Here is a 13,673-nt window from a genome sequence, read left to right as displayed (position 1 = left end):
ATAATAGCTCAGTTATTTTAAAAGTAGGTGGAATAGATGGTTAAAAGAGCAAGATTAATCTATAATCCCTCTTCAGGTAGAGAAGAGATGAAAAAAAGGTTACCGGAGGTTTTGAAAAAATTAGAAAGTGGTGGCTTTGAAACTTCCACGCATGAAACAAAAGGACAAGGGGATGCTTCTAGAGCTGCGGAAGAAGCAGTCAAAAGAGAGTTTGATGTTGTTATTGCTGCAGGTGGAGATGGAACATTGAATGAGGTTGTCAATGGATTGGCTAATCAACCATTTCGACCAAAGTTAGGTATACTTCCTTTAGGGACCACAAATGATTTTGCCAGAGCACTAGGTATTCCAAAGAACTGGTCAAGAGCGTGTGATATTATTTTAAACGAATATACTGAGTTGATTGATATAGGAAAAGTGAATGATGAATATTTTATCAATATTGCAGGTGGAGGCTCATTAACAGAGTTAACCTATGAGGTTCCTAGTAAGTTGAAGACGATGTTAGGACAATTAGCTTATTATATGAAGGGATTAGAAAAACTTCCTCAATTTCGACCGATTCATTTGTCACTCAAATCCAAAGAAGTCACATTAGAAGAAGAAGAGGTCATGATTTTTCTAATTGCAAATAGTAACTCCGTAGGTGGGATGGAGAAAATTGCACCTACAGCAAGTTTAAGTGATGGTTTATTTGATATATTTATTTTAAAAAAATGTAATTTAGCTGAATTTATAAGAATCGTAACCTTAACTTTAAAAGGAGCACATGTGCATGATCCACATGTTATCCATTTTAAATCTAACCATCTTCAAATTTCATCCTCTGATTATACACAAATTAATTTAGATGGGGAGTACGGTGGTACGTTACCCAAAACATTTTCCTTAATACCATCTCATATCCCGGTTTTTATTGACAAGTCAGGTATGACTACATATAACGATTAAATTGGAGTGATCCATAAAACATGAGTACAACAAAGAATCCACCTGTTAAAAAAAATATGGATGTAACATTAGAAATCAAAGGAATAGGTCATAGCGGAGAAGGGGTAGGCCGAATTAACGGTTATACCCTTTTTATTAAGGGAGCACTTCCTGGAGAAAAAGTAAAAGCTAAGGTCATTAAAGTTAAGAAAAATTTCGGATACGGAAAACTGTTAGAAATAGTTGAGAAAAGTGAAAGTAGAACAGAACCTCCTTGTGATATTTACAATCAGTGTGGAGGCTGTCAGTTACAGCATATGGAATATGCTGCTCAGCTTGAATGGAAAAGACAGCGTGTGGTTGATAATCTGGAGCGGATTGGGAAGTTGGAGGTAGTGGGGAAAATTGGGGAGTCAGGAAACCTTAAAATTCTTCCTACTCTTGGAATGGACGACCCATGGAACTATCGGAATAAAGCACAGGTACCCATTGGTGAGCATGAAGGTGGTTTAGTTGGGGGTTTTTATGCACAAGGCAGTCATAGAATTATTGATATGGATACATGTTTGATACAACATGATCTAAACAATGATGTCATTCGTGAAGTAAAAAACATCGCACAACAGTTAGGGATATCAGCATACGATGAAGTAACTCATAAAGGAATGCTTAGACACGTTGTGGTAAAAATCGCTTTTCATACCAATGAACTTATGGTTGTTTTGGTGACAAATGGAGAACGAATCCCGAAACAAGAGCAATTCATAAGCCAAATACGTGATAAATTCAGTCAAGTGGTAAGTATATGTCAAAATATCAACACAAAGAAAACTAACGTCATTTTTGGCGATCAAACTAAAACTCTTTGGGGTAAAGAAGTCATCTATGATTACATCGGAGATGTGAAGTTTGCCATCTCTGCCCGTTCCTTTTATCAAGTGAACCCTGTTCAAACGAAAATACTTTATGAGAAAGCATTGGAGTATGCTGGGCTCACAGGTAAGGAAACCGTGATTGATGCTTACTGTGGGATTGGAACCATTTCATTATTTTTAGCTCAGAAAGCAAAAAAGGTTTTTGGTGTTGAAATCGTAAAAGAAGCCATAGAGGATGGCAAAATTAATGCTGAGTTAAACGGGATGAGCAATGTAGAATTTGCAGTTGGTAAAGCAGAGGAAGTGATTCCTAAGTGGAAAGAGGAAGGGATAGAAACGGATGTGATTGTTGTTGATCCACCTCGTAAGGGGTGTGATGAGACATTGTTGCAGACAATCATTCAGATGAAACCGAAGCGGGTAGTTTATGTTTCTTGTGATTCTGCTACTTTGGCTAGGGATTTGCGGATTTTGGAGGATGGTGGGTTTAAGACGGAGCAGGTTCAGCCTGTGGATATGTTTCCGCATACTGTGCATGTGGAGTGTGTGGCGTTGATAGAATTGAGTCATTCTCACGATGTGGGATAAATAAAGACAGTTAGAGGTGGCAATATGGAATTTAATATGAAAGAAGTCGGTTTTTCTACAGAATTACCTTATGGAAGACTTGATGTTTCTGGGAACGAAGAGTTTGGATTTAGACCTTATCAATTACTCGTTTCTTCAATTGCAGTCTGCAGTGGTGGAGTACTTCGTACAATTTTAAAAAAGCAAAGAATGACTTTTGATGATCTCCATATAAAAGCAGATATAGAAAGAAATGAAGAGAAAGCAGGTCGTATTGAGAAAATCCATTTGCACTTTACTATAGTTTCTTCAGATTTAGATGATAAAAAAATGCAAAAAGCAATTGACCTCACTACAAAAAATTGCTCTATGGTTCAATCCGTAATTGAAAGTATTGAAATCACAAAAACTTTTGAAATTAAATAAAAACATACTGCTTCAGTAGAAGATATAATAGGCACTTGCTTTGTAGGTGTTTGGATTGTGAAATAACGTTGCGGAGAAGAAATAAAGATTAAAAATAAATTAGATGAGGTGTTGAGCTCAAATTAAAAGTAGTTAGGAAGAAGTAAACAATTGAAGAAAATCATAATAATTTTTACATTGGCAGCTATCTCATTCGTTGGCGTTGTTCTATTAGTTATTAATCATTTCCCAAATCTTGGAAATACAATGGCGTCAAACTTCAATAGTGATGACACATCAGATAGTGAGGTGACTGTGATAGAAAATACTATATCTTCTGAGGATGAAACTAGTATTATATCTATCGTAAAACCTGAAATTCATGGATTAATAGACAAACAAGTTGAATATGAAATCAATAAAAAAATATCAGATTATAATGCAGAGATAATGGAAATCAAGTTAAGTGCTGAGGAGTATTTAGAAGATATGAAGCAATATGATATACCTGTTTCCAAATCTGTATTAAACATGGACTACAAACTGATCGAAGCTGGGGATTTAGTTTCTATTGTTATTACAATTAGAACCTATATTGGTAGTGCTACTGATATGTCTAGAGTGATGTCTGTGAATATAATTAATGAACCAGAAGGTAAACAAGTGAGTATCTCAGACATATTTGACGTAAATTCATTGAATCATCTTATTTTACAGCATATGAATAACAACAAAGAGAACTATTCAACATTTTCAACAGGAGAACTTACTTTTCAATCTGTAAGAGAAGATCAAGCATTTTATATTGAGAATAATACATTGTATATTTTATTTAATAAATATGAGATTGCTCCCGGTGCAGGAGAGATACAAACAATTGCCATTCCTTTATAGAGATTGTACACATACATGCAAAACACACGACTAATTAGAGAAAATGATGACCATTCTTAGTGTGGTTATATTTTTTTAACTTTCTTACATATGCTTTTTTTCTCTGTAAACCAAAAAGGCAAATACAATATAAAAAACGTAACAAGAGCTATAATCTCTAGTGGTATGATATACCAAGGCCAAGGACCTAAATAATCAATGATTGAAGGATTGATCGGTTTTCTTGAGACGTACATATAATTACTACCAATCATAATATTAAAAATAAATATGAACAAAGTATATAGATTTAAATAGAAAAAGGCTCTCCATAAAGATTTCCAGGTAGGCCGAAACCCTTCTACAAATACCATAAATAAATTAGCAACTACAATTCCGCCATGTGCAATAAAGAACTGAATATATCGAAACTGTGGGAAGGTATATAAACTAATATCTGGAGTAATCATAGCTTGAAGTGCACTGCCTACTCCAACAAAATAAGTGAATTCAAAAAGACGATAATTTTTAATCCAAAGTAGCAAGGCGGCTAGTAAAAGAGAAATACTACTCAAATGAAGAGGAAGTGCATTACGAAACCCCCATTCGTCAACCCACCAAAGCCATGCATGAAGACTTATATCTGAGACAATTAGAACTATAATTAATAATCCTCTAGATATCTTGTTAGGGATTGGTTGCTTTAAACTGCTTCTATACCAATAAATAACTAAAATAATTACAATAACAACGAATAAAGAAAATAGGTGTTCAAGAGAAAAAAGGACAAATTGGCTTTCACCATCGGGCTGTATAAAAGAAAGCATAATAACCACTCCTATTTTTTGAAATATAAATATTTCTCTTTGTATGGAAATTAGAAATGTATCATTCAGTTAGAGTGTGTTCAAATTATGTTGGAAATATAATTTAAATAAATTGTATCGTATAACCTTAATCATAGTCCTTCTAATTTAATTAGATCATATGTAAACTAACTTGAATTTAATTATTCCACCAACAAATTTATTTTATTGAATTACTAATGTATTAGTAATGAATAAAGTCCTCAAAAATTAACTTTGAGGGCTTATTTTATTTACCATTAAACAAATTTTTCAAAACTAACTACTTTACCTGTCGTAGTAATTATGATATATTAAAATTACTACGACAGGTAAAGTACTACAGGTGGAGTAATTTAGCCATAAATATATAAAAATCATAACAACATAAGTAATGAGGGAAAGGAGAATATATTTGATTAGCAGTGATGTTATTAGAGGATATAACGATACAATTATTCTATATATGTTACTTGACAACGACTCTTATGGGTATGAGATATCAAAGAACATCAAAGAATTATCAGATGAAAAGTACATTATAAAGGAAACAACCTTATATTCTGCTTTCAATCGTCTGATGAAAAACGGCTATATTGAATCTTTTTTTAAGGAAGAAACACATGGTAAGAGGCGCACGTATTACAAGATTACCCAATCGGGGATAAATTACTATAAGGAAAAGTGTAAAGAATGGGAGTTAACGAAGGAAGTTATTAATCAATTTATTAAGGAGGATTTCTAAAATGGAAACAATTTTGAATTATTTAGATAATATGTTTGCAACTTTACCAAAAACAGAACAAATCAAAAGTATAAAAGAAGACTTATTATCCAATATGGAAGACAAATATAATGAGTTGAAAAGTAATGGTATGTCAGAAAATGAAGCGGTAGGTATTGTAATTTCAGAATTCGGAAATATTGATGAACTAATGAAAGAGTTTGATATTGAGCTTGATGACGAAAGAGACGAACTACCCACTCTTACTGAAGATGAAGTGAATAATTACTTTAAAGTAAGCAAAAAATGGAGTATATACTTTGTAACAGGCGTGTTTATATGTTTGTTAGCAGTAATTCAATTAATTTTAATTCCTCAATTAATCAAGGATGACATTATAACTGGTTTATCTGAAAATTTTAATGATGATATACTTCTCATTCCTTTCTTTATACTTATTGCAATTGCAATCGTTATGTTCACTTATGCTGGTATGGAAATGTCATTTGGTAAATATAGAGATTTGGAAAAACGTTTTAAACTAACCCTGCATTTAAGAAAGTCTATTGAAAACAAAAATGATTCTTTTCATCCAACTTATACACGTTCGATAATTATAGGTGCAGTGATCGCTTTCCTATCCCCTATGGCTTTATTTATAGAATCGGCAATCTATCAAGATGTTTCAAGTTATGGAGTAGTTTTTCTATTGCTAATCATCTCCATAGCTACTTATATCTTTATATATTTTGGTTGGATAAAAATGAGTTACGATACACTATTAAAAATTGGAAAGAATTCAAAGCCCAACAAAGAGAATATATAATGTGATTAGTTTTTCACCAACAACCAAAAACAGATATAAACGAATCATTTAACCTCCTTAGAATCAAAGGAGGTTCACTTAAGGAGATATTAGATTGAATATTTTAGAATACTACAATAGATGGGGAAATAAAAGAAGAAAACTCGTGATTGCAAAAGCAAAATAGAACAATATAATAAAGTAAATTTGTTAAAAGATTTATAAAAAAATGAATATATCGAAGGTGAAAATATGCTTATTCAATGCACTAAAAAATTAGCTGATGTTATGAAAATAAAACTTGAGGATTATACCGATGAACGAGATTCTTTTTACGACTGGCATGCTAATTTGTTTATGTTCGATAGGAGAAAAGGTATAATCCTAATGAACAATAAAACTCGATACTGCATAGTATTGTACGGTTTAAAATTAAATGATTTTAAAAAATTCGATGATATCTTTATCTCTTCTATCGAAGAAACATTCATAGCAGAAGGATTTCCACTAAGTAAGGTTAAACAATATTTGAAAAAATGTGGTGAAGTGAAGTATACAAAAACTCATGATAGGAGTATATTGGGGCAAATTAATGATTTTCATATCCATATTTCTTGGGAAATAGAATATCATCTTCCAAGTGAAAGTCTAAATTTAGTTGAACTTAATAAATGGACGGGGCAATTGATGACTGGTCCAGCAATGGGTTATAAGTATCCTATTGATTTACTCAGAAAAGAGATAGAGAATATTTAATAAGTGAAAACTTGATTGTATCATCAATTTTTTCAAACGGTTATTACAAAATAATGTATACTGTTGTTATTAAACTCAATAATGGGAGCATTCCTGTAATGAATCAAACCATCAACTCTTATAGTTGGCATCGATATCGCTAAAAACAAACACGTAGCCCGTGTACAAGATGATCGGGGCATCGAATTTGGAAAATGTGCTATAAGTTATTACGTGTTTTGTTTGTCATCGGTCAAAAACAGTGTGAGTTTGATGGTTCTAAATTTTTACGAGGATTGCCTCAAATACAAGCATTACAGGCTGCATAAAGTCTAGTCTAAATACGAATTTATTTTTTGAAAAACAAAGTATTTGAGAGAATTAACTTTCTTGAAGGAGGATATAAGTTATGCCATACATAAATCTTCAAATAACAAAAGGAGCTACTCGTGATCAAAAAGCTCAAATTGTAAAAGAGTTTACGGAAACGCTAGTAAATGTACTTGGTAAAAATCCAGAACATACACATATTGTGATCCAAGAAATTGAGGATGAAAATTGGGGTTTTTCTGGAATTTTAACGGATGACTATCGAAAACAGTAAAGATCATGGGTTTAAAAATGATATCAAAAACGAGGAGTTTGCCTTAGCTCTCCTTGTTTTTTTGTTTGTAAGAATTATTTATACTTTTTGAACATCCTTCTTGGATGGACTCGAACCATTATCATTTTGAAATTCAAATTCTAATTGATTTATAAATATTTATCTATTGGCACTCCTCTTTTTACTATTTTCAATAACAATAATCTTTCTGAGAAGTTTGAGAATTATTTATACTAAAATATTACAAATATAATAATATATTATATTTTTCGACAAAAGTTCCTAAAATACACCCTATAATAACAACGAATTTCGACACAATATCGATATTAAGGTATGTATACTGAATATAAACAAGCCTTTAAAGAATCTGATTTAATAGATTATCATATGAAGGTCTTGTAAATACATATGCATGAGAGGAGAAAAATGATGAAAAAAAGAGTAATTTCTGCAATTTCGACAGCTTTATTATCGATCTCACTAATTGTTCCAACATTTTCTGGAGGTCAAGTTTCTGCAGCAACTAATGATGTTGATACTGCAAGATATGGAGATGTCATAGACATTGGCTCTGAATTAAGACATCAATCCCAAGATTCCGACTTTTTACAAAAAGCTGAGGAGCAACTTAAAGAACAAGCTACTATCATTTCTGAAAATGAAGAAGGTTCTAGCTCTGAAGAAGCTTCAGACGGTAACTTTACATTTAATGGGGGAACTAAATACTTCTTAAATAGAAATTTAAGTTTGAAAACATTTACATTAAGAAGTGTTGGCGATAACGTAGAAGTATGGGTTGCTGATGATCTTTCATTCCCTGAGGGAGATAGTCGACCTGCTCATGTGGTCACACAAGAACAAGCGGATAAAATGAAAGACGAGTTTGAACAGATCATTTATCCTAGGGTAGTAGATTTCTTTGGTAATGAAGATACACTTACTGGTTCGAATGCCGAATTACCAGGTCTTATAGGTTTCCCAGAAGACTATTATTTATCTGAGGAAGGTAAAAATATTATTCTAGTAGATAATATTATTGACGAACAGTACGAAGACCCAACTTATCCGTTTTTCGTAGCTGGGTTTTTCTGGACAGCTTATGAACAATACATAGATCGTAATATTATAACTATCGATTCTGCAGATTGGGAGAATAGATTAGAGAGTACATTCTTCGGTACTGTTGCTCATGAGTATCAGCATCTTATTCATAGTGATAAAGATAGAGATGAAACAAATTGGATTAATGAAGGAATGTCCGATTTTGCAGAATATATCGTTGGATATGGGCACCCAATGGGTCATGTAAACTATTTCCTTGATCACCCAGAAAATTCACTTGTGGAATGGGATGAGTATTATAATAGTGGTTCCCCTGAAACATTAGCTGATTATGGACAAGCCTACTTGTTACAGCTATATTTAAATGAACAATTTGGTCAGGAATTTGTACAAGCTTTATTAAATGATGAAGCTAACGGTATTGAAAGTGTGAATAATCAATTAGCTGCATTTGATACAGGAATAGAGTTTGGTGAATTGTTTAAAAACTTTAGCACTGCTTTAGCTATCGACAGTGCTACACCTGGAGATGGAAAATATGAATTTGAAAGCATTGATTTAAAGATCAATTTTGAATCTGCTGCTGAATTTGAGAAGGATGGAGTTCCGGCTTGGGGAGCTAACTATAAAGTGATTGAGATTGATGATAAAATACGTTCAATAAACTTTGATGGTGTTGATTTCTTACCTGCAAAATGGTTAACTGTTGCAGATCCATTAGGTTCTGACAATAAAGTATTATGGGCTAATCAGGGAGATGAAATTGATAATAGTATTGTCATTACAGCCGATCTTACAGGTGTAGAGGAAGCAACTTTAACTTTTGATAACTTCATTGATATTGAAGAGCAATGGGATTTCGGTGTGGTTCAAGTTTCTGTAGATGAAGGGGCAACTTGGACTAATTTAGCCAATGAAAATACGCGTTCTGATATTGTAGATAATGGTTATCCAAAAATTAAGGAAAACCTACCTGGATTTACAGGACATTATACAGATTGGCAGCAAGAAACATTTGATTTATCTGCATATGCAGGACAAGAGATCTGGGTATCCTTCCGTTTCTTAACAGATTGGGGTTACAATGATACAGGTTGGTTCGTGGATAATATTTCTATCCCTGAAATTGGATATACTCAAGATGGAAGTTCTTTAAATGGATTGTATTCATTGAATGAATTAAAAGGTGAATACGTAAAATATGCTGTAACGTTTATCAACGAACGTAATGTAGGTGAAGATGGAAAACATACAAAATATAAAGTTGTAGATGTAGAACCATTTAATGTGACAGAAGAAAAAGCACTTGAATTACGTCAATTATTTAAAGATGGTACAAATTATATGATTGTCTGGTATGCTCCAACAGGTGGAGAAAAAGGTGCAGTAGACTTCACTTATGAAATTACTACTAAGAGCCAGGGAAATCCAAAAGATAATTAATTGAATATAGAAGTTAAGAATAAAATTTAAGAATATTAGAAAGATATATGAGAAGGGATTGTCCAAAAGGTCTTTTAAGAAGATCAACGGATAATCCCTTTTCTTGTTCAAAGATAGATTGTTTTAGTGGTCTAATTTTTAAATGTTATTGTAATCTATTTAACAGATACTTTCATTTAGTAAGTATATAATGAGCACATAAACAAATAAGGGAGTGATATTAAATGGAACGAATTCAAACATTAGAACAATTTAAAGAACAAATTAACAATAATAAATTTACAGTGATGAAGTTTGATACAACTTGGTGTCCAGATTGTAAAAACCTTGATCGATTTATTGATCCTATTGTTGATGAGCATTCGGATAAACAGTTTTTAGCAATTGATGCAGAAGAATTTCAAAACCTATCAGAGGAATATGAAGTTAGAGGCATTCCAAGTTTATTAGTTTACAAAAATGGGGAGAAGATAGCCCATTTACACAGTAAGTTTGCAAAAACCCCTGATCAGATTAGAGAATACCTTAATGAGTTGAGATAAATACTTATTTTGAAAAGCCATTGGACATTGTCTGATGGCTTTATCCATTTCCCTCTTGGAATGATGGTTTCGTTAACGGACAATTTTCGATTTTATAAATGTCAGGATTATATGCAGCTAATTTGCGTAGGAAATAACATGATTCAGGGAAATGGTGTTCTATAAAACGTAATGTTGACCTGTTTAAAACTTCACTGTCTTTATACATTTCAACTAGTTTTTCTACTAAACCATATAATGAAACAACAGATTCAGATACTTCTTTGGCAAACCCTCTTTGTACTGGGAAACCAGGTGCAGTAAATATTAAATAACCTCTAATTTGGCGATTTTTTAGTATATGTGCGAGGAATTCCTCTTCTGATTTTTTAGCTTGATTTAGTAGAAGTCTTTCTACTGGATCCATGATGTCTATGAATAAAAGTGCGTGTCCTAAGTGATCGTCTAACCAAAGTTCTAATAAATCAACTAATGATAAAGGGGATGGGGTTTCACCTCTCATGGCATAAGATAATATTCTAAGATATTCTCTGTTTTCGCTCAATGTCCCATTTAAGTACGTTGGCCACATATTTAAATTCACTTTGTTTTGTAGTCTTAAATGTTGTATATGTCCTTCAAATTTATAGTAACCTTCTGCAACAGGATAAACTTCGGAAGCAAAATTTTTCATTTCAGGAGAGGAATAAGAGAGATTTGGATTTATAGAATCCAGTTTCTTTCTTAAAGAACGAAAGGCATGGATATATTGAGAAGCAATTCCTATCCATTTTTGCTCAGATGGGGCTAAAAAATCGTGAATGAAATGAGCATGGTCTTCTAATATTTCCAACCAAAATTGATGCTCTTCCCATGCAGTTAGTTGATTTTCGTTGTTCATCTTTAATTCCCCCTTTTTTATTCTCAGTTTAATACCCGTGACACCCAATTTGGGTGTGAAATTTTAATCAAACACCGCACCTCCAAGTGAAGTAGGCTTTATGAAATTGATTCAACTACTTTAGTTTATGATGCATCTTAGTTTGTATGTCAGAAGGTTATAAAACTTATACTTAAATTTAGAACAAATGTTTGTCCAATTCTTATTTTATGGTATAATTAATTCTTACTATCTTAAATTAGATGAGAAATAATTAGCTATTATATAAAAGTGTTTACTTATACGTCAAACCATAATAACGGGAGGTATTCTTCATGGCAGAGATCAAATTTGAAATACTTAAAACGATTGCAACACTTTCAGAGTCACCTAAAGGTTGGAAAAAAGAATTTAACTTAATAAGTTGGAATGGTCGTGATCCGAAGTATGACATTCGTGATTGGGCTCCCGATCATACGAAGATGGGTAAAGGCGTGACATTATCAAATGATGAGGTAAAACTGTTACAACAAGTTTTAAAAGAAATTGATTTTTAATTGAAGAAAAAATATAAAAAGATAAACTGCAATTATAATATTGGTATATGATTCTATATAGAAAAGGAGTAGATATATGTCTTTTGTGATCAAACTAAAATGGTTTTTTAAACAGCGTTGGAAAAGTTATGTGATAGCAATTACCATTATGACTATTGTAACTCTCCTTACCATGATCCCACCTATAATGATAGGAAACATTGTAGATCAAATTGGGGATAATGAGTTAACTTCAGAATCTTTAACCAAAACTGTACTTTTACTTCTGTTTTTAGCAATTTTACTCTACATATTAGTTTTTACTTGGATCACAACTTTGTTTCGTAATTCGGCTTTAATTGAAACGATTTTAAGAAAAAAACTTCTAACAAATTTAACTAAGATGACTCCAGGTTTTTTTCAAAGGAATACGACAGGAGATTTGATGGCTTTAGCTACGAACGATGTACTGGCAATCGGTCAAACAGCTGGATTCGGTGTAATGACTTTGGTGAATACGGTAGTAGGCGTTTCGGTTGTTGTGATTATGATGGTTTCTTTAATTAGTTATAAATTGATGCTGGCAGCTTTCATCCCTCTTCCTTTTCTAGCTTTAGTGATTAACAAACTTGGGAAAAATGTAAGAGTTAATTTCCTTGAAGCGCAAGCTTCATTTGGTAAAATGAATGATCAAGCCTTGGAGTCTATATCTGGGATGAGAGTCATACGTTCTTACGTTCAAGAGGAAAACGATATTGCTGCTTTTGATAAGGTGACTACAGAAGTATTGAATAAAAATAGAAAAGTGGCTATTTTTAATGCTCTTTTTCAACCTTCAATTTCACTCATTGTGGGATTGAGTGTAGCAATTGGAATTAGTTATGGATCTTATTTAGTCATTCAGAACGAAATAACATTAGGAGAGTTAATCACGTTTAACATTTTTTTAGGTATGTTAATTTGGCCAATGATTGCTTTTGGTGAGTTTATAAATGTCTTACAGCGCGGAAGTGCTTCTGCAGATCGAATGGATAACATTTTATCTCAGCAACCAGATGTAAAGGATGAAGAAGTAACAAAAAAAGTGGATGCTCCATTAAGTATAGAAATGAAGGAACTTACCTTTCAATACCCAGGTTCCAATATGAAAAGTTTGGACCAAGTTTCTTTTCGCTTACAACGTGGACAGACGTTAGGAATTGTAGGTCGAACAGGAAGTGGAAAAAGTACACTATTGAAACAACTGTTGAGACAATATCCTATCGATAAAGAAAAATTGTTTATTTCTAAAATTCCTGTAGAACAAATAAGCCTAGAACAATTGAAAAGCTGGGTATCCTATGTTCCACAAGAGCATATGCTATTATCCAAAACATTAAAAGAAAATATTAAGTTAGGAAAACAAGATGCAACACAAGAAGAAATTGATAGAGCTATTAAAATGGCTTCCTTCACCAAAGATGTATCAAGGATGACTGATGGGCTTGAAACAGTAATTGGTGAGCAAGGTGTGATGTTGTCTGGTGGTCAGAAGCAGCGTGTTGCCATTGCTAGAGCATTGTTGCTTGATGCTGAGATTCTTATATTAGATGATTCGCTATCAGCTGTAGATGCAAAAACAGAAAATATAATCTTACATGAAATCAGAAATGAACGTGCAGGAAAGACAACATTGATTTCTTCACATCGATTATCAGCAGTGAGTCATGCTGATTGGATACTTGTTTTGGATGAAGGCAGAGTAATTGACCAAGGAACACATGAGGAGCTTATGTTTCATGGTGGCTGGTATAAAGAGCAGTGGGAGCATCAACAAATGGAAGCTAGTTTAAATGAATAAGTGAAATAAATTATTTTGATGTAGC

General features: G+C 32.7%; 14 protein-coding genes. 12 read left to right on the top strand and 2 right to left on the bottom strand.

Annotation, left to right across the window (positions count from 1 at the left end; all coding sequences use genetic code 11):
- The first annotated feature begins 36 nt into the window (after positions 1-36).
- From VQL36_RS17420 to VQL36_RS17405, 4 genes are all read left to right on the top strand, one after another.
- Complete coding sequence (locus VQL36_RS17420) at positions 37-951, top strand: diacylglycerol kinase (protein WP_349250524.1); 915 nt, start codon at positions 37-39, stop codon at positions 949-951.
- 20 nt (positions 952-971) lie between these two features.
- A complete protein-coding gene (rlmD, locus tag VQL36_RS17415; protein ID WP_349250523.1) occupies positions 972-2,393 on the top strand; it encodes a 23S rRNA (uracil(1939)-C(5))-methyltransferase RlmD in 1,422 nt (473 codons plus the stop codon).
- 24 nt (positions 2,394-2,417) lie between these two features.
- On the top strand, positions 2,418-2,798 hold the full coding sequence (locus tag VQL36_RS17410) for an OsmC family protein (protein ID WP_349250522.1): 381 nt from the start codon (positions 2,418-2,420) through the stop codon (positions 2,796-2,798).
- Positions 2,799-2,948: 150 nt separating this feature from the next.
- Positions 2,949-3,671 (top strand): DUF3298 and DUF4163 domain-containing protein, encoded by a 723-nt coding sequence (locus VQL36_RS17405; RefSeq protein ID WP_349250521.1) that lies wholly within the window; start codon positions 2,949-2,951, stop codon positions 3,669-3,671.
- Between the two features lie 65 nt (positions 3,672-3,736).
- On the opposite strand, the gene VQL36_RS17400 is transcribed toward VQL36_RS17405, so the two are convergent.
- Positions 3,737-4,477, bottom strand: a complete 741-nt coding sequence (locus tag VQL36_RS17400) for a TIGR02206 family membrane protein (protein ID WP_349250520.1) — start codon at positions 4,475-4,477, stop codon at positions 3,737-3,739.
- A 433-nt stretch (positions 4,478-4,910) separates the two neighbouring features.
- Here VQL36_RS17400 and VQL36_RS17395 point away from each other — a divergent pair, with 433 nt between their 5' ends.
- The 6 genes from VQL36_RS17395 to VQL36_RS17370 all read left to right on the top strand — a co-directional run bounded on the left by VQL36_RS17395 (position 4,911) and on the right by VQL36_RS17370 (position 10,413).
- Positions 4,911-5,240, top strand: a complete 330-nt coding sequence (locus VQL36_RS17395) for a PadR family transcriptional regulator (RefSeq protein ID WP_349250519.1) — start codon at positions 4,911-4,913, stop codon at positions 5,238-5,240.
- A 1-nt stretch (position 5,241) separates the two neighbouring features.
- Entirely contained in the window at positions 5,242-6,045 is an 804-nt protein-coding gene (locus VQL36_RS17390; RefSeq protein WP_349250518.1) for a permease prefix domain 1-containing protein, read from the top strand.
- Positions 6,046-6,276: 231 nt separating this feature from the next.
- Positions 6,277-6,780 (top strand): DUF6933 domain-containing protein, encoded by a 504-nt coding sequence (locus tag VQL36_RS17385; protein ID WP_349250517.1) that lies wholly within the window; start codon positions 6,277-6,279, stop codon positions 6,778-6,780.
- Positions 6,781-7,168: 388 nt separating this feature from the next.
- Positions 7,169-7,363 carry a 4-oxalocrotonate tautomerase family protein gene (locus VQL36_RS17380; protein WP_349250516.1) on the top strand — a complete coding sequence of 65 codons (195 nt, stop codon included), beginning with the start codon at positions 7,169-7,171 and terminating at the stop codon, positions 7,361-7,363.
- 432 nt (positions 7,364-7,795) lie between these two features.
- Positions 7,796-9,871 carry a peptidase M6 gene (locus VQL36_RS17375; RefSeq protein WP_349250515.1) on the top strand — a complete coding sequence of 692 codons (2,076 nt, stop codon included), beginning with the start codon at positions 7,796-7,798 and terminating at the stop codon, positions 9,869-9,871.
- A gap of 224 nt (positions 9,872-10,095) precedes the next feature.
- Positions 10,096-10,413: a thioredoxin family protein gene (locus tag VQL36_RS17370; protein WP_349250514.1), complete on the top strand. Its 318-nt coding sequence runs from the start codon at positions 10,096-10,098 to the stop codon at positions 10,411-10,413.
- A gap of 40 nt (positions 10,414-10,453) precedes the next feature.
- Here VQL36_RS17370 and VQL36_RS17365 read toward each other — a convergent pair whose 3' ends face one another.
- Positions 10,454-11,293 (bottom strand): DUF2935 domain-containing protein, encoded by an 840-nt coding sequence (locus tag VQL36_RS17365; protein ID WP_349250513.1) that lies wholly within the window; start codon positions 11,291-11,293, stop codon positions 10,454-10,456.
- A 314-nt stretch (positions 11,294-11,607) separates the two neighbouring features.
- Here VQL36_RS17365 and VQL36_RS17360 point away from each other — a divergent pair, with 314 nt between their 5' ends.
- Both VQL36_RS17360 and VQL36_RS17355 read left to right on the top strand, forming a co-directional pair.
- Positions 11,608-11,829 carry a YdbC family protein gene (locus VQL36_RS17360; protein WP_349250512.1) on the top strand — a complete coding sequence of 74 codons (222 nt, stop codon included), beginning with the start codon at positions 11,608-11,610 and terminating at the stop codon, positions 11,827-11,829.
- A gap of 76 nt (positions 11,830-11,905) precedes the next feature.
- Positions 11,906-13,648, top strand: coding sequence for an ABC transporter ATP-binding protein (locus VQL36_RS17355; RefSeq protein ID WP_349250511.1), 1,743 nt, complete (start codon positions 11,906-11,908; stop codon positions 13,646-13,648).
- The last annotated feature ends 25 nt before the right edge of the window (positions 13,649-13,673 follow it).

It is taken from the genome of Chengkuizengella sp. SCS-71B (assembly GCF_040100845.1).
Taxonomy (GTDB): domain Bacteria; phylum Bacillota; class Bacilli; order Paenibacillales; family KCTC-33759; genus Chengkuizengella.
The sequence above is the reverse complement of the archived record's forward strand: the minus strand, read 5'-3'. Positions and strand labels throughout refer to the sequence as shown.

Bases quoted from the DNA above. Each gene is read 5' to 3' on its own strand.
- VQL36_RS17400 (WP_349250520.1), bottom strand. From the start codon at position 4,477: ATGCTTTCTTTTATACAGCCCGATGGTGAAAGCCAATTTGTCCTTTTT.
- VQL36_RS17370 (WP_349250514.1), top strand. From the start codon at position 10,096: ATGGAACGAATTCAAACATTAGAACAATTTAAAGAACAAATTAACAAT.
- VQL36_RS17420 (WP_349250524.1), top strand. From the start codon at position 37: ATGGTTAAAAGAGCAAGATTAATCTATAATCCCTCTTCAGGTAGAGAA.
- VQL36_RS17355 (WP_349250511.1), top strand. From the start codon at position 11,906: ATGTCTTTTGTGATCAAACTAAAATGGTTTTTTAAACAGCGTTGGAAA.
- VQL36_RS17375 (WP_349250515.1), top strand. From the start codon at position 7,796: ATGAAAAAAAGAGTAATTTCTGCAATTTCGACAGCTTTATTATCGATC.
- VQL36_RS17380 (WP_349250516.1), top strand. From the start codon at position 7,169: ATGCCATACATAAATCTTCAAATAACAAAAGGAGCTACTCGTGATCAA.
- VQL36_RS17360 (WP_349250512.1), top strand. From the start codon at position 11,608: ATGGCAGAGATCAAATTTGAAATACTTAAAACGATTGCAACACTTTCA.
- VQL36_RS17365 (WP_349250513.1), bottom strand. From the start codon at position 11,293: ATGAACAACGAAAATCAACTAACTGCATGGGAAGAGCATCAATTTTGG.
- VQL36_RS17390 (WP_349250518.1), top strand. From the start codon at position 5,242: ATGGAAACAATTTTGAATTATTTAGATAATATGTTTGCAACTTTACCA.
- VQL36_RS17410 (WP_349250522.1), top strand. From the start codon at position 2,418: ATGGAATTTAATATGAAAGAAGTCGGTTTTTCTACAGAATTACCTTAT.
- VQL36_RS17385 (WP_349250517.1), top strand. From the start codon at position 6,277: ATGCTTATTCAATGCACTAAAAAATTAGCTGATGTTATGAAAATAAAA.
- rlmD (WP_349250523.1), top strand. From the start codon at position 972: ATGAGTACAACAAAGAATCCACCTGTTAAAAAAAATATGGATGTAACA.